This window comes from Synechococcus sp. PCC 6312 (genome assembly GCF_000316685.1).
GTDB lineage: Bacteria > Cyanobacteriota > Cyanobacteriia > Thermosynechococcales > Thermosynechococcaceae > Pseudocalidococcus.
The window spans coordinates 1,744,310-1,760,385 of the sequence record NC_019680.1; the positions used below are offsets into that span (position 1 = coordinate 1,744,310).

The following is a 16,076-nucleotide window of genomic DNA, read 5'->3' on the forward strand; positions in this document are numbered from 1 at the left end:
TCAGAAGAGTGGATCAACCGAATTGCCAAAATTCCCCTCTGACGTATGTAGTAGAATAACGAGCCAATCCTTTGGCAGAACTATTTACTCAATGTGTCTGGAGTCTATTCTTTTCGTTGAGGCTTGGGCCTGGGCAAGGTTAAGAGTAGGGGTTGAAGAATATTGTGGAGAGCTTGGAGGCTGCGAGTCATGATTTGGAGTTGCTCGACTATGAGGGTGTCATCAATAATTGCTTGCCGAGTTGGAGTTTCGAGTTGCTGTTGCTTGAGTTCCCGAATTCGTTGTTGGCGAAGTTGTCCTAAATCTGTTTCCAATGCTGCGAGTTCTTGGATTAGCTCTTGGGGAAATGGAATCAGAGGAACATCGGACAGTAAAGCGGCGATTAAATTGCCCAAAATTGCCGTCAGTTGATTCGTGATCATCGTTAGGTTAGGCATAGAAAACTGATTTTGAAATTGTAATAAATGATTTCCTAACAGACTGAGGGCAATAAACAGACGTTGACTGTAATGAAGCAATTGTTCAACCAGTTGAATTTCCTGGGGGGAGGAGTGGGGTTCATTCAGAAATCGTTGCCAGGCCTGGTGAATGTTACTCAATTTCAGTCGAGTTTGTTGTTGAATTGCAAGTAAATCTTGAGTTGAGATTGATTGATTGTCTTGATACCCAGTTAAAACCATTGCCAATAGACGCGATAACGTGGTTAATAGTTCTGCCAGTTGAGAGCTTAATCGTTTCGGTTCCCATTGAGGCAAAACAATATAATTTACCGCAAATGCCACACAGGCCCCGATCAATGTATTCAGTAGTCGTAATTCCCCCAATATCCAACTATCAGCCAGGCCCGCCGTGAAGGGATTATCAATACTATCCATAATGATCACAATCGGGGTATATAACAGGACAAACACAAAGTAATTAACCGGCAGAAAGCCCACCATCAGGACAATCAGGAGAATCATAGACAGCATGAGAATGTAGGGATTCTGCACATAACTGACTAGGAGAATTGCCCCTAATGCCCCGCCCACACTGCCCAAAACCCGCTGTCCCCCCCGTTTAGAGGCATCACTATAATGGGGTTTAAGAATGACTAATACGGTCAACGCCATCCAATAGCCATAGGGTAAATTCCAGGCATTATAAATCGCAACCACCAGAGTCGTGCCAATCGCGATCCGTAAACCGTGGCGAAAAATCACAGAATCCAACGTAAAATGGCTTTTTAAGACTTTCCACCACATGAGAGTAGGTTCAAATTGACGCACCAAGTCATTGGAGTCTGGAGTGATCGTGCCTGTGAAAACGTTATAGATTTGGTTGAGATTATGGGCGATTTGTTTCAGGGATAATAAAGCATAGTTTAACTCTAGGGATTCATCATAGGCAGTGGATTGATCGGCTCCCTGAAAGGTAATTAACTTTTGCTGTTCAAATTTCTGATCCAACTTTTCAATTTTTGCGGTTAAATCAAATTGCTCTAAATGATGATTGACTTGTTCGACTTGTTCTGTGATCTGATTAAGATTGAGAATTAATTGATTAATATCTTGATAAATATCCGACCAGAGAGACTGAAATAAATTTGACCGTTGCCGCTGCAAAATTTCTGTCAACATCAGAATGGCTAGATACAGTTGCTCACTCAGTTTTAGAAGCGTTGCAAGGTAGGTGACTTTCTGGTGTTTTTGTATCTGTGCGGCTGTTTTGGGTCGCTTGGGCAAATGAATTTGCGTCAGAATTGTTTGGGCATTCAGGATTCGTTGCCGATTTTCGAGGGTGATGGCCTGGAATTGAAGGAGATCCGGTGGTGTTTGAACCCCGGCCTGGAGATAATGGGTGACTCCCCGCAAGACTTGGGCGACACTCTGGCGGAAGGGTAATTCTGGTTGCAGGGGCCAGGCCAAGAGAGCTAAACAGGTTGCCCAAAGCCCTCCTAAGGCGTAAGCTCCCCCTGAAGAGACGGCATTGGCCCAGGAATGATCGCTCGCGTGGATCGCAAATAAAAAACAACAACCAATTAACACCCCGGCTAAATTCCCCTCTTTGCCAAAAGCATCCAGAAAGCCACAGCTAAAGCCCCAGATAAACATCAAAAACAGGGTCAGACCCAAAACCCCGCTAATTAAAATACCGACCCCGATACTCAACCCCCCTGCCAAGGCAATGGCCAGCAAGGTAATCGCCCGCCGCCGATAGGCTCCCCCCGGATCCCCAATCCCCACATAACAGGCTCCCCAGGCCGCCCAATTCCACTCAACGGCCCCAGTCATGATTTGAAGCATTAAGGGAACAATCACAGCAATGGCGGTTATGGCTCCTTGCCGAAGTAAGCGCGGATCTAACTGCCAGCGTTGTCTGAGTTGGGCGAAAATCCACATAAATTTAGTTGGATTGGTTATCACTATAGGGTAGGACGAAAAAAGTAGGCTTTGATGGTTAACCTATCTTCCACTCCAGTCGTTGCATCCCAGACTGTCTGCCAACAATTACCCCAGGCCTGGAGTTGGCGTGGCCATCCCATTTGTTATCGGCAAGCAGGCGAGTCTGGCCCAGCAGTGGTCTTAATTCATGGGTTTGGGGCATCCAGTTTACATTGGCGCAAAAATATCCCCGTCTTGGCTCAATCAGCCCGTGTTTATGCCCTCGATTTAATTGGCTTTGGTCAGTCGGCGAAACCAGAACCCACCTCGGGACTGAGTTATACCTTTCCCACCTGGGCCGCCTTAGTGAGTGACTTTATTCAGGAAATGATTGGTGAGCCAGCGTTTTTAGTCGGAAATTCCATCGGTTGTGTGGTGGCTTTACAGGCAGCGGTGGATCGACCGGATCAGGTGCGGGGCCTGGCCCTCTTAAATTGCTCTCTGCGCCTACTCCATGAGAAAAAACGCCAATCACTCCCCTTTTACCGTCAGTGGGGAGCCGGAGTGTTGCAGCAAATTCTCCAATTTAAGCCCCTCGGCAATTGGTTCTTTCATCGTTTAGCTCGCCGAAATGTGATCCGCAAGGTGCTCCACCAGGCCTATGTCAATCCTGCTGCCATTACCGATGAACTGGTAGAACTCCTTTATCAGCCTTCTCAAGATCAGGGCGCAGCCGATGTTTTCCTGGCCTTTGTTACCTACTCCCAAGGCCCTCTTGCCGAAGACCTTTTACCCCAAGTCCAATCTCCTGTGCTGATTCTCTGGGGAGACGCAGATCCCTGGGAACCCATTACCCTCGGCCAGGCCTGGGCCACCTACCCCACGGTTGAGGACTTTATTCCCCTGCCTCAGGTTGGCCATTGCCCCCAAGACGAAGCCCCAGAGTTAGTCAATCCCATCCTTCAGGAATGGTTAGCTCGGCATGGTGGCCCCACCCCCAGTTCAGAATCTGCCCCCCCCAGAGTCATACTTGATCCTCACCCTCTCGACTCTGAACGTGAAGTCAAGGGCTAATTTAAGAACGCTTGCGAAGGATAATTTGGGGTAACTCTAGTCGCAACTCGAAGATTGTCTGCGGGACTCAGGGCTTGACGATGGGGACGTTCATCATAAACTAGGGTAAATCTGCCAACAAAATCTACAACTTATGCCTTTACCGTCTTTACTTCCCTTCTTCTCCCATCCCCTCTGGGCTGATCTGGCTCTTGAAGCTGATCCCGCCGAAACAGGGCCGTTGATCTTGGCTGCGGTGCTCCTGAGCTTGGTCGTGATTTATCTTGCTAGTAAGGTGGGGGGGGAAATTTGCCTGCGGATTAACTTCCCGGCGGTGTTGGGGGAATTGGTCGGCGGTGTCATCGTTGGGATTTCTGTTTTGCATCTCTTGGTGTTTTCTGAAGGTGGGGCCGTTGAGCCTTCGCTAATTTCTACCCTGCTGCAACAAACGGCGGGCATGGAACCGGATTTAACAGCCCTGATTAGCCAAACCTGTAGTGAAGTCATCTCGGTGATGTCGGAAATTGGGGTGATTATCCTCTTGTTTGAAATTGGCCTGGAATCAGACTTACCCGGACTCTTACAAGCAGGCTTACAGGCGGCTGTGGTAGCCATAGTTGGGGTGGCTGTACCCTTTATTGCCGGGACGATTGGGCTAATTTACTTCTTTCATATTGATACGATTCCGGCGATTTTTGCAGGGGCGGCTCTAACAGCGACCAGTATTGGGATCACGGCGAAAGTTTTAGCGGAAATGCAACGACTGAGTTCCCCGGAAGGGCAGATTATTATTGGTGCTGCGGTACTAGATGACATCTTGGGGATCATTGTTTTGGCCGTGGTGGCTAGCTTGGCGAAAACCGGAACCGTAGAGATTAGTAATGTTGTTTATCTGATCATCAGTTCCATCGTCTTTTTGGTGGGATCAGTTGTTTTAGGACGATTGCTCAGTCCCTATTTCCTCGGCCTGGTGGATCGCTTGGGAACTCGGGGTAGCTTACTGATTCCGTCCCTCATTTTTGCCTTTGCTCTGGCCTATGTGGCGGTGGCATTACAATTGGAGGCAATTTTAGGGGCATTCACGGCTGGCCTGGTTTTGGGAGAAACGGAACGACGGCGGGAGTTGGAAGAACAGGTTGTGCCGATTGCTGATATGCTTGTGCCCATTTTCTTTGTCTGCGTGGGGGCGAAAACCGATATTAGTGTCCTTAATCCCCTCGTCCCTGAAAACCGCCCAGGCCTGATTATTGCCTCCTTTTTGATTGTGGTGGGGATATTAGGCAAGATGGTAACTGGCTTAACTGTCTTTGGCCGGCCGGGGATTAACCGCTTGGCGATTGGGGTCGGGATGGTGCCACGGGGGGAAGTAGGCTTAATTTTTGCCGCAGTCGGGACAGCTAGTGGGGTTCTCTCTAAATCCTTGGATGCCGCCATTATTGCGATGGTCATCATTACTACCTTTGTCGCCCCGCCCCTGTTGCGAATTGTCTTTAAGCCTGCCGCCGTCATTGTTCCCGCCTTAGCCACAGAAGAGGGCCTCGCTATTGCCAGTGAAGCCGGAGAGTCAGAATCCTAGGCAGAGCCAAGAAACAATATTGTGAAGATTGGTAAGCTAGGGCGTTGGGCATCAATAATTTAGACAAGCTGCGATGCCTGCGGCAATCCAACAAGCTTCTATCTCACACCCGGACAAGCATCAGATTTAGACAGGACTGTAGAGCCTTGCTGTACCTTCAGTAGGCGAACGCCAATGTTCGGAGATGACGCGCCCTAGGTTTGCCAAGGGTCAGGTGGCGGTTCTGGTCAAGGAGAGCGATTAAACATATGTTGCAACATCTGATTCACATAAACCTGCCCATAGATTGTCTTAGTGGAGGTCTCAGTAATTTGCTCTGTTGCCTCAGTCACAACATCTAGGGTTTCTTGGTTTGTTTTCATGACTGGAGCTTCTGGCGGACTAGATGCTGGTTCCTCCAAAGGTTCAGTAGTTAGTGAAGGAGATGGTGGGGCAATTTCTGGGCTATCCTGGGGCGGCTCCAGGGTTGAATTTTCTAAAATGGGCACTTGCCGACTTGTATCACCCAATAGGGATCCAGGCGGAATCACGGCTCCAGCGGCCACAGAAGTATTGATTAAGGTTGTGGCAGCCCCAATACAGGCCTGGGCGGCAATTTCACCAGAGCCAATAAACAATACTCCCGCTCCCAAACTAGCTCCTGTTGCCACCACCATCTTGCCCCCTTGGGCGTGGAGAATCGTACCCATCCCAATACAGGCCCCGGCAGCAATTTCTAGGCGGCTTCCTGATTCGGCCCAGAGCAACACCCCAGAGGCAATCACGGCATGGGGATGAATGAATACCTCTCCCACACAATGGGCCTGGGGATAATTGAGTGGGGCCAGGGGCGGTAAGTGCTTAGCCATCAAGGCCAGCCTCCCGAAATAGGGCAAACGTACTTATTTCTTTGTCGGTTGTTGGATGATCACTTCTGCCACCCGTTTTTTGGCTTTCGGGTCAATCCCAATTAAGCGGACATATTCCCCAGAAAATTGTTGAACAGAGGCCGCTAAAGCTGCAACAGCTTCTCCCTCATGGCGAGCATTGATGACCGGGCCACTTTGCCAAGAACTGGTGCGATAGCGGCGGACATCAGCGTGTTCCGTTCCTAATTGATAACCCTGTTGCAGCAGTTGGCGAATTTGGGCCACCACATCGGCACTGAAGCCATTGGCATTACTGGAACTTGGGGTTGGGCTAGGGGCAGCAAAACCTTTGCTCTTAGCTGTTTTGCCATTAGTAGTTGATTTACTACCGGGCGCGCCTTGGGGTCGTTGAATAATGGTTTCGGTGACCCGAGTTTTGGCTTTGGCATCCACCCCAATCAACCGGATATAATCCTTGGGATGGGCGGCTAAGAATCCCTGTAGCTCGGACATGGCATTACTTGGGGAGAGTTTAATCCCACTGTGCCAAGAACTGGTTTTGAACCGGCGAGCATCGGCATATTCGGTCATCACCTGACAACCACGGCGAATTAAATCCTGTACCTGAGTATTGAGGTCACTGTCTGCACTAACAGCACTACTGCCCCCTGCGGCATGACTTCCCCCAGAGGTAGAGGGGATCACGGCAGCCTGGCCTGGGCGTTGGATGACTTGCTCTAAAACCCGGCGTTTGTTTTTCGTATCAATTCCGATCAACCGGACATATTCGCCGCTGTGTTCAGCTAAACAGGTATTCAACGCAGCAATGATCCCGGATTCATGGGTAGCGCTAATCGGGGCGCAGGTATGCCAAGAATTAATCCGATAGCGGCGGGGATCGGCGTGTTCCGTGCCAATTTGATAGCCCTGTTGCAATAGTTGCCGGACTTGCCCAATAACCGAACTATCGATCCCAGAGGAGCTAGGTGCAGATGTTGTGCCCGGACGGCTGGAAACTCCAGGGGTAAACGATGTTGTAGTTGGGACATCTCCCGGCCGTTGAATGACTTGCTCTAAAACCCGACGTTTGTTTTTGGTGTCAATCCCAATCAAGCGGACATATTCGCCACTGTGTTCGGCTAAACAGGTATTCAGGGCTGCGACCACATCCGGCTCACGGCTGGCGGTAATCGGGGCGCAGGTATGCCAGGAATTGATTCGATAGCGGCGGGGGTCAGCGTGTTCCGTACCAATTTGAAAGCCTTGTTGCAACAGTTGCCGGACTTGTGAGACCACTTCTGACGTTAAACCCATAGTACTACCCTGCTTGCTTAAATGTTTGACCTGTTTCTGTGGAGTGGATTTGGCGGTGCCGGTTTTGAGTTCATCGCGGAGAGGGGCAATACACGCGACATTATCCACACAGCGATACCCTGACCGGAGAGCATCATTAATTTCGACAACGTGCTGGGCAAAGTGGACATCCGTGGCTTCTACATCTGGTAAGCGGTCAGCCTGGGCCTGGGTGGTAATCACGGCTCCCGATGGCACATACTTCCCCGGAGGTAGCTCAACATCCTGGACTAAGGCGTGCATCATGACGATACAGCCTTTGCCAAGGCGGGCATTAAATACCGTTGAGCGAAAGCCAATAAAGCACTCTGCCCCGATGTAGCATGGCCCGTGAATTAAGGCCATGTGGGTAATGGAAGCATCCTCACCAATCCAGACAGAATACTCCTGACCGTCATCCCCTTGCACACGCCCCTGTTCCAGGCCATGAATCACTACCCCATCCTGAATGTTGGTGCCAGGCCCGATATAAAAGGGAGTCCCTTCGTCAGCCCGAATCGAAGTACTGGGGGCAATATGCACATCGGCCTTCACCCGCACATCCCCAATCAGATTAGTAAAGGCGTGGACATAGGCGGAGGAGTCAATCTGGGGTTCGGCTAAGTCTTTTGACCAAGGGGTAGGAGGAGCCGGGTAGGTTTGCACTGCCATATTTATTCTTAGTAGTATTGTTGTCGTTTGCTATACAGCAGGCCGTTATCTAAACTCACGGTGTCAATAATGGCCACAACTGCGGCATCAATGGGTTTTTCAACTGCCCCCGCAATTTGTCGGGCCCCACTGCCGCGACTGATCAAGACCCATTCCGCGGCCCCAGCCCCCACGGTATCGGCGGCCACTTCATACCCTGGAATTGGCTCACCCTGTTCATCAAGAAGCTGTACCACGAGGAATTTAACCCCCGTGAGACTGCTTTCTTTTTGCGTGCTGGTGACGGTGCCGCGGACTTGAGCAATTTGCATTATGGCCGGCCTAGGGGACGAATACCGCTAACACTTTCCCGGAACTGTTCAACCGCTTCGGTGTAGCGAATGGGCAAGACGTATTCCAAGTTCTCATGGGGACGAGCGATGATGTGGGTTGAAAGCACTTGACCACCATTAACTCGTTTGACGTTTTCGATACCGGCTGCGACTGAGGCCTGGACTTCCGAGACATCGCCCCGCACAATCACCGTCACCCGACCACTGCCGATTTTTTCATAGCCAACCAGAGTGACACGGGCAGCCTTCACCATTGCATCAGCGGCTTCGACTACGGCGGGAAAACCCAAGGTTTCAATCATTCCAACTGCAATTGCCATTGTTAATAACTCCTAGATTTTGGGATCAAAAAACTGTCAATTCACAAGCAATAAAATCAAAATAGGTGAATTATTGCCAGGCCTGAAGTTCCTGTGAAAACTTCTGTTAGATTTAAGGCAACATTCTAACAATTTCGCTAATTTCGGAACTGTTCAACCGCTTCGGTATAGCGAATTGGGAGGACGTACTCCAAGTTCTCATGGGGACGGGCAATAATGTGAGTGGACAACAGTTCCCCGCCGTTCACCCGCTTAATGTTTTCAACACCTGCGGCAACCGAGGCCTGGACTTCGGAGACATCACCCCGAACAATCACAGTTACTCGACCACTCCCGATTTTTTCATAGCCAACGAGGGTAACACGGGCGGCCTTCACCATTGCATCAGCGGCCTCAACTACGGCCGGAAACCCGCGGGTTTCAATCATTCCTACAGCAATTGGCATCAGTTAATTCTCCTGGAAAAAATGAAGCTAAAATTGTTAATAAACTCCACAACGACTATGGGCCGCCTGGCATTTTAAGACGGTCAAACTTAAATCATCTGCGGGAACTAGGTTCCACAGTTGACGGGGAGGCCGTCTTACCTATCTGTTATTAAGAGTAGGTTTAGGGGGATCATTTGACAACAGAATCCCCGATAACGATTTCTGGCTGTGATGATTACAAAACCTAATCCATTTCTGATTTGTGACCGGACTGGTCTCAGTTAGCAATCAGCAAAAATAGAGATTAACCTATTGTTGTTTATTTTGTCATTGACTGTGCGCCAATTATGGAACAACAGAACCCGTGAATTGCTCTTCCCATAGGACTTGTCAATGATAAAAGCGATTTCAATAAGCTTAAGTCTATCTACTATTTGCAATATAGTGACATGAAAGTTTGTGATTATTTTCCTGATGTTGTGATTCTTTGAATAACCCATACCTAATTCACCAGGCCTGGGGGCATGAAAAGGGGTTTTGGAGACAAGTCAAGAGTTAGGATGAGGTTTATTGAGGAATTCCTGAGCGGGCAAGAACTGGCATTGAGTTTGGCAGGGTTGGGGATGATTGAAAAGAGGCAGCAATAGCTTATGGCCGATATTTTAGTGGCAACAAGTTGGTTAGTTCCCTGCTATGGACTGCTGGGGGCATTGGCTACTTTACCTTGGGCTACGGGCTGGATAAAACGGACTGGTCCGCGCCCGGCTGCTTATCTTAACTTTTCCTTGACGTTTATTGCTTTTGTCCATGGCCTGTTGGTATTCCGGATCCTAGAGGCCACGGGGCCAACGGAATTGATTTGGCATTGGTTGAGTGCCCCAGGCCTGGATATTGCCTTCCCGCTGAGTATTACGCCCTTAAGTGTCGGGGCGATGGAATTGGTAACTGGCCTCAGTCTTTTGGCCCAACTGTTTGCCCTCGGATATATGGAAAAAGACTGGGGCCTGGGGCGGTTCTTTGCCTTAATGGGATTTTTTGAGGCGGCATTAAGTGGCCTGGCCCTGAGTAATTCCCTCTTGCTCAGTTATATGTTGCTGGAGTTGCTAACCCTTTCGACCTATTTGTTAGTCGGTTTTTGGTATGCGCAACCCTTGGTGGTGACGGCGGCCCGTGATGCATTCTTGACCAAGCGAGTGGGTGATATTCTCCTGTTAATGGGGGTAGTCGCCTTAGCCACCCAGGCCGGGAGTTTAGATTTTCCAGTTCTTTACGATTGGGCTGAAAACGCAAATTTATCCCCAGGCCTGGGCTTTTTATTAGGGTTAGCCTTGATTGCTGGGCCGACGGGGAAGTGCGCTCAATTTCCGTTGCACCTGTGGCTGGATGAGGCGATGGAGGGGCCAAACCCGGCTTCAATCATGCGAAATTCCGTCGTTGTGGGAGCGGGGGCCTATGTCCTGATTAAGCTCCAGCCGATTTTAGTCCACTGCTACGGTTCGGATGTCATTTTAATAACCTTGGGGGCGGTGACAGCAATCGGGGCTTCCTTGGTGGCGATGGCGCAAATTGATGTTAAGCGGGCCTTATCCCATTCCACCAGTGCCTATTTGGGGTTGGTGTTTGTCGCAGTCGGGTGTCAGTGGATTAATGTTGCCTATTTAGTATTGTTGACCCACGGGATTGCGAAGGCCCTCTTGTTTATGACCATGGGCTGTGTGATCAATACCACCAACTGCCAGGATTTAACAGAACTGGGGGGCCTGGGAAAACGAATGCCTGCAACGGTGACAGGATTTGTGGTCGGCAGTGCGGCCTTGGTTGGGGTATTGCCCTTGGGGGGCTTTTGGGCGGGCTATCGGGTGATCACGCGGGTCGGCTTTGAGAATCCAGGCCTTGTGGCGGTGATGTTGATTGTCAATGCTTTAACTGCCCTGAACTTGATGCGGATGATGCGCTTAGTTTTTCTCGGGCAAGCTCAACCCAAAACCCGCCGGGCCCCAGAAGTGCCTTGGCCGATGGCTGTGCCGCTCGTGAGTTTGACGATTTTGTGTGTTTTAGTCCCGGTGATTTTGGCCCGATTCCAACTGTTACCGCTGGCCGCAGATTTGGACTGGACAGCCGTGGTTTTGTTAACCGGATCGGGAATTATTGGCATGGCGGCTGGGGGCCTGGTGAACTTAAACCGAACTTGGTCTCGACCATTGCAGGGACAATTGCGCTTCTTACAGGATTTATTTGCCTATGACTTTTATGTGGATCGGCTCTATCGGGTGACGGTGGTGGCGGGTGTGCAAATCCTCTCGCAGTTGAGTACCTGGCTAGATCGTTATGTGGTGGATAATGTTGTGAATTTGACCGGGCGGGCGGCCTTGGCGGGGGGAGAATTTCTCAAATATGGAACGGGCGGTCAATCCCAAGCCTATTTAATCTTAATTTTTTCAGCGTTGTTGGTGGCAGGGCTATTTTTGGTGAAACCGCTGGGCATGACGTTTGGCTGGGGAGGTTAGGCTAATGCTGAGTTTGTTATTGCTCTTACCCCTGCTGGGAAGTTTAACCCTGTTCCTCCTTCCCTCGAAATTATCTAGTCCGACCTATCGCATCATTGCTTTAGTGATTGGTGGCATCGTCTTGGCCTGGACAGCCGTAGTCGGTCAACAATTTAATCTTGCCCAGACCAGCGCGCAGTTAACGGAAAATCTTGATTGGCTGGCCAATTTAGGCTTGAATTACCGCTTGGGCGTGGATGGCCTCTCATTGCCGTTGATTTTTCTGAATAGCTTCTTGACGGTGATTGCCATCTTTGCCAGTCCCTCAGAAATTAACCGTCCCCGCCTTTACTACAGCTTAATTTTGCTCCTCAATGCGGGCGTGTCCGGGGCCTTTTTAGCCGATAACTTGCTCCTGTTTTTCCTGTTCTATGAAGTTGAGTTGATTCCCCTTTATTTATTGATTGCGATTTGGGGCGGGCCTAGGCGAAATTACGCAGCGACTAAGTTTTTGATTTATACGGCCCTCTCAGGGGTCTTGATTCTCAGTAGCTTCTTGGGCCTGGCCTGGTTGACCGGGGGCTTGAATTTTGACTATGACCCCTTGATGGCCCAAGCCTTGCCGGTGGTGTCTCAGTGTATTTTGTTGGGTTTTATTCTCGCGGGTCTGGGGATCAAAATTCCCCTCGTGCCGTTTCATACCTGGTTGCCCGATGCCCACGTGGAAGCCTCAACCCCAATTTCGGTGCTGCTGGCGGGGGTATTACTCAAACTCGGAACCTATGGTCTGATTCGCTATGGGGTGCAGTTATTTCCCCAGGCCTGGCATCTGTTAGCCCCCTATTTAGCAACTTGGGCCGTGGTCAGTGTTTTGTATGGGTCGTTAATGGCGATTGCCCAGAAAGACATGAAAAAAATGGTGGCCTACAGTTCCATTGGTCACATGGGGTTTGTCCTCCTGGCCTGTGCCGCGGCAACCCCCTTGAGTTTATTGGCGGCGATTTTACAGATGGTTAGTCACGGGCTGATTTCGGCTCTATTATTTCTGTTGGTCGGAGTCGTCTATGCCAAAACTAAAAGCCGGGATATCGAAACTTTGCGGGGCCTGTTGAATCCAGAGCGGGGTTTACCCTTGATTGGCACGTTGATGGTAGCGGGGGTGATGGCCAGTGGTGGGATTCCGGGGATGGTTGGCTTTGTGGCGGAATTTATGGTCTTTCGCAGTAGTTTCCCTGTCTTTCCGGTTCAAACCCTCTTAACCATGGTCGGGACAGGTTTAACGGCGGTGTATTTTCTGCTGCTGGTCAACCGGGTGTTCTTTGGCCGACTCACGCCTGAGCTTGCTAATTTACCGCCTGTGAGTGCTCGGGAGCGGTGGCCGGGGGTAATCCTTGCAATTTTGATTATTATCTTGGGCCTGCAACCAAATTTGCTGATCCAGTGGAGCCAAAATACAGATAGCCTTTTAACGGCCTTTCACACTGCCCCCCAGGCCCTGCTCACCTCCTTGCCTCGTTAGTTTACCGCCATGAACTTAATGACTCCCACCACCGAAAGAAATCCTCAACAACAACTGGAAAAAGTCTTTCACGCCCTGCAATCGGGTCAAGCCTTACTGCCAGATTCACCGCAAAACGTGATGGAAGTAGTCGGGATTCTCAAGAGCTATGGAATTGTCCTGAAAGCCTATGCCGAGAATTTAATCTACATCGCCGACCATCAGTTTTTGGTGCTATTTCCCTTTTTTAAGTATTTCAATGGTGAATTTAGCTGGGGCAAGCTCTGGCGGCATTGGTTCCATGACCGAATTAACTTTGAATATGCGGAATATTGCTTGCGGGTGATGCTCTGGCATGGGGGTGGGGGCCTGGATACCTATTTGGATTCTGAGGAATTTGTTGGCCTGGCGAAGAAAGCGATTGCGGCCAAGACCGCTGATAATCCGATGATGCGACTCCTGAACTATCTCTTTCCCGAATTTCTCCCCGAAGTCGTGCGGCAATGGGCTTACTACAGCGGCCTGGGGCAGTTTTGGACGGTGATGTATCCAATTTTCCTCACCCTGAGTGATGAGTATGATGCCGGCCGGATTACGACAATTCCCCAAGTGGTCGCCCATATCCGCAATGGCCTGGTGGCTGATGCCAATAAACCGATTACCTACAGCGTGGAAATTGATGGGCAAACCTACGATATTCTCCCGGCCAGTGCAGGGTTAACCTTTTTGATGGATACGGCGGTTCCCTATGTGGAAGCCATTTTCTTGCGAGGTACACCTTTCTTTGGCACCGTCTCTTACAATGCCCAGGCCCAGCAAATTTCCCCAGAACAAGATCAGTTTGCCTATGGTGCCTTGTATGCGGATCCCCTCCCCACTGGAGCGGCTGGAATTCCCCCGACATTGGTGATGCAGGATATGCGCCATTATCTCCCGGATTACTTATTAAAGTTTTATCAGCAACAAAATCGGGGTGAAGATGATCTGCGGGTCAAAATTTGCGAAACTTTTCAAAAGTCTATGTTTTGTGTGACCACTGCGGCTATTACCGGACTCACGCCCTACCCTTGGGATACCAGTAATTCGACTGAGAAAGAGGCAAATGGAGAGTTTTACCAGGCCTGGCTCCAACGCTTGCAAACCTCACAATTAATTACAGTTCAAAACACCTAAACTTTCTCAATCGCGACTTTGAGGGAAAAAATGACTAAGTTTTACCATGTTTATGGCCTGGAGTTTGAGGCTGATGTTCTAATCCTGAAGGTAGATAACCAAGTTGCTCGCATCCCAATCTCTGAAATTTCATCATGATTAGCTAATGCCAGCCCACAAGAACGATCTATCTATCAAGTTTCGCTCGCCGGATATGGGATTCACTGGCCCCCGATTGATGAAGATTTATCCATAAACGGCTTGATGAAGATGGCTAGGCCCTTGACAGCCGCCACAACATAACTCACTCGCTTAGTCCTACGCAAAATCGGCTAATACTTCGACTTGGGTGGGTTCATCGGTTGCGTCTGATTCTGGAACAAGAATGATTACTTCAACTCGACTATTTTCATCAATGGTTAGGGGGTGATCTAGGGTTAATTGGCCTTGATGGTTAATGGTGGCCATAGCTTTGACGGCTTTCATAATAATTTCCTTCAATTATTAGGAGCATAGTCTTGATAAATATCTCACAATCCTCTCAAAGCTTTGGGATTCAGTCCAACCTGTAAGAAGGTTCTATCTAACAAGTTTTACCGGCCACACACTATTTGATCAATATTTTTTTAATCTGAACAATATAAGCTGTTGTACGTATGATGGGGGTTCTTTTTCTCCTTGCAACCAGCTTTGCAAAGTCCTATGAGGAACGTCAAATAAAATCCTACAAAGTTCTACTTGGGTTATACCCAGCTTTTGCTTTGCCTCATTGAGACTTTCTGAAAACTTAGAATTCATAACTTTACTACTTGACATAACGTACTGAGTGCGTAAAAATATCAACTATCTCAAGCTGTAGATGACTCAATTTTATTAAAAAGCGTTGAAAATGAAGTCACCCATTATTTTTTCATTTTTTTCTGGCTGTGGATTTCTCGATTTAGGATTTGAACGTGCAAGCTTTAACATTGAGTTTGTCAATGAGAATCATATCCCTTTTTTAGAGGCATATAAGTATTCAAGAACTCAACTAAGGATAAAACCTCCGAAATATGGATATGATTCAACTAGTATAGAATCTTTTCTCAGTGGTGATAGCAGGATATATCTTCAGAAGTTAGTAAATAATGCTAAATCAAAAGTGAATCTGGTTGGCTTTGTTGGCGGCCCACCATGTCCTGATTTTTCAATTGGAGGTAAAAATAAAGGTCAATATGGTGACAATGGAAAGTTAACCAAGGTTTATGTTGATATTATTATTGAAAATCAGCCAGATTTCTTTGTATTTGAAAATGTTAAAGGGCTGTGGAGAACTAGAAGTCATCGGCAATTCTATGAAAACTTGAAACATAAGTTATCTAACTATGGATATGTTCTTACCGACAGACTAACCAATTGCATCGAGTTTGGAGTGCCGCAAAATAGAGATCGGATTATAATGTTTGGCATTAAAAAGACACTTATATCAAGATTAAATCATCAGCAATCTCTATATGACGCTTTCAAGTGGGATAAATATATTAAATACGACAAAAATGAAGTATTAAATCGATTTTTATGGCCGTCTACAGATGTCTATGAAGAAGATAGCTTTAGATCTATGCCAGAAAATCTTAATGGACTACATCAACTTACTGTCCAATATTGGTTTAAAAAAAATAATGTTGAACATCATCCTAATGCCCATCATTTTTTTAAACCGAGGGCTGGATTGATAAGATTTCAGACTGTTGCTGAAGGGGATGATAGCAAGAAATCCTATAAACGCTTACACAGATGGCGATATTCCCCCACAGCTGCATATGGTAATAATGAAGTTCATTTACATCCATACAAGAGTAGAAGGCTTTCTGTCGCTGAAGCATTAGCTATACAATCTTTGCCACCAGAGTTTAGTTTGCCTGAAAGTATGTCTTTGTCTAATATGTTTAAAACAATTGGAAATGGCGTACCGTATTTGGCTTCTTTAGGTATTGCAAATACAGTTCGTGATTTCCTGGAAAGCATTAAATAGTT

Annotated in this window: 13 protein-coding genes and 1 pseudogene; 7 read left to right on the forward strand and 7 right to left on the reverse strand. The window is 48.3% G+C overall.

Going from position 1 to position 16,076, the window contains the following annotated elements; genetic code table 11:
* Positions 1-104: 104 nt before the first annotated feature.
* A complete protein-coding gene (locus SYN6312_RS08450) occupies positions 105-2,381 on the reverse strand; it encodes an FUSC family protein (RefSeq protein ID WP_015124447.1) in 2,277 nt (758 codons plus the stop codon).
* Positions 2,382-2,435: 54 nt separating this feature from the next.
* Here SYN6312_RS08450 and SYN6312_RS08455 point away from each other — a divergent pair, with 54 nt between their 5' ends.
* Both SYN6312_RS08455 and SYN6312_RS08460 read left to right on the forward strand, forming a co-directional pair.
* Positions 2,436-3,437, forward strand: coding sequence for an alpha/beta fold hydrolase (locus SYN6312_RS08455; RefSeq protein ID WP_015124448.1), 1,002 nt, complete (start codon positions 2,436-2,438; stop codon positions 3,435-3,437).
* Positions 3,438-3,570: 133 nt separating this feature from the next.
* Positions 3,571-4,992 (forward strand): cation:proton antiporter, encoded by a 1,422-nt coding sequence (locus tag SYN6312_RS08460; protein WP_015124449.1) that lies wholly within the window; start codon positions 3,571-3,573, stop codon positions 4,990-4,992.
* Positions 4,993-5,219: 227 nt separating this feature from the next.
* Here the strand turns inward: SYN6312_RS08460 and SYN6312_RS08465 are convergent, their stop codons facing one another.
* The 5 genes from SYN6312_RS08465 to SYN6312_RS08485 all read right to left on the reverse strand — a co-directional run bounded on the left by SYN6312_RS08465 (position 5,220) and on the right by SYN6312_RS08485 (position 8,942).
* On the reverse strand, positions 5,220-5,840 hold the full coding sequence (locus tag SYN6312_RS08465; protein ID WP_015124450.1) for a hypothetical protein: 621 nt from the start codon (positions 5,838-5,840) through the stop codon (positions 5,220-5,222).
* A gap of 33 nt (positions 5,841-5,873) precedes the next feature.
* Positions 5,874-7,844, reverse strand: a complete 1,971-nt coding sequence (locus SYN6312_RS08470; RefSeq protein ID WP_015124451.1) for a ribulose bisphosphate carboxylase small subunit — start codon at positions 7,842-7,844, stop codon at positions 5,874-5,876.
* Positions 7,845-7,852: 8 nt separating this feature from the next.
* Positions 7,853-8,155, reverse strand: coding sequence for a EutN/CcmL family microcompartment protein (locus SYN6312_RS08475; RefSeq protein ID WP_015124452.1), 303 nt, complete (start codon positions 8,153-8,155; stop codon positions 7,853-7,855).
* Positions 8,155-8,496: a carbon dioxide-concentrating mechanism protein CcmK gene (locus tag SYN6312_RS08480; RefSeq protein ID WP_012627077.1), complete on the reverse strand. Its 342-nt coding sequence runs from the start codon at positions 8,494-8,496 to the stop codon at positions 8,155-8,157. Before SYN6312_RS08480 ends, SYN6312_RS08475 begins: the two co-directional genes overlap by 1 nt.
* Before the next feature lie 137 nt (positions 8,497-8,633).
* A complete protein-coding gene (locus SYN6312_RS08485) occupies positions 8,634-8,942 on the reverse strand; it encodes a carbon dioxide-concentrating mechanism protein CcmK (RefSeq protein ID WP_015124453.1) in 309 nt (102 codons plus the stop codon).
* A 632-nt stretch (positions 8,943-9,574) separates the two neighbouring features.
* Here SYN6312_RS08485 and SYN6312_RS08495 point away from each other — a divergent pair.
* The 4 genes and pseudogenes from SYN6312_RS08495 to SYN6312_RS20555 all read left to right on the forward strand — a co-directional run.
* Positions 9,575-11,431 (forward strand): NAD(P)H-quinone oxidoreductase subunit F, encoded by a 1,857-nt coding sequence (locus SYN6312_RS08495; protein WP_015124454.1) that lies wholly within the window; start codon positions 9,575-9,577, stop codon positions 11,429-11,431.
* A 4-nt stretch (positions 11,432-11,435) separates the two neighbouring features.
* On the forward strand, positions 11,436-12,929 hold the full coding sequence (locus SYN6312_RS08500; protein WP_015124455.1) for an NADH-quinone oxidoreductase subunit M: 1,494 nt from the start codon (positions 11,436-11,438) through the stop codon (positions 12,927-12,929).
* Positions 12,930-12,938: 9 nt separating this feature from the next.
* Positions 12,939-14,081 (forward strand): CO2 hydration protein, encoded by a 1,143-nt coding sequence (locus SYN6312_RS08505; RefSeq protein ID WP_015124456.1) that lies wholly within the window; start codon positions 12,939-12,941, stop codon positions 14,079-14,081.
* Positions 14,082-14,231: 150 nt separating this feature from the next.
* A pseudogene (locus SYN6312_RS20555) lies at positions 14,232-14,363 on the forward strand (DUF2442 domain-containing protein); the annotation flags it as partial.
* 15 nt (positions 14,364-14,378) lie between these two features.
* Here the strand turns inward: SYN6312_RS20555 and SYN6312_RS20075 are convergent.
* Positions 14,379-14,546: a hypothetical protein gene (locus SYN6312_RS20075; RefSeq protein ID WP_015124457.1), complete on the reverse strand. Its 168-nt coding sequence runs from the start codon at positions 14,544-14,546 to the stop codon at positions 14,379-14,381.
* A gap of 403 nt (positions 14,547-14,949) precedes the next feature.
* On the opposite strand from SYN6312_RS20075, the gene SYN6312_RS08510 reads away from it, so the two are divergent.
* Positions 14,950-16,074 (forward strand): DNA cytosine methyltransferase, encoded by a 1,125-nt coding sequence (locus SYN6312_RS08510; protein ID WP_015124458.1) that lies wholly within the window; start codon positions 14,950-14,952, stop codon positions 16,072-16,074.
* The last annotated feature ends 2 nt before the right edge of the window (positions 16,075-16,076 follow it).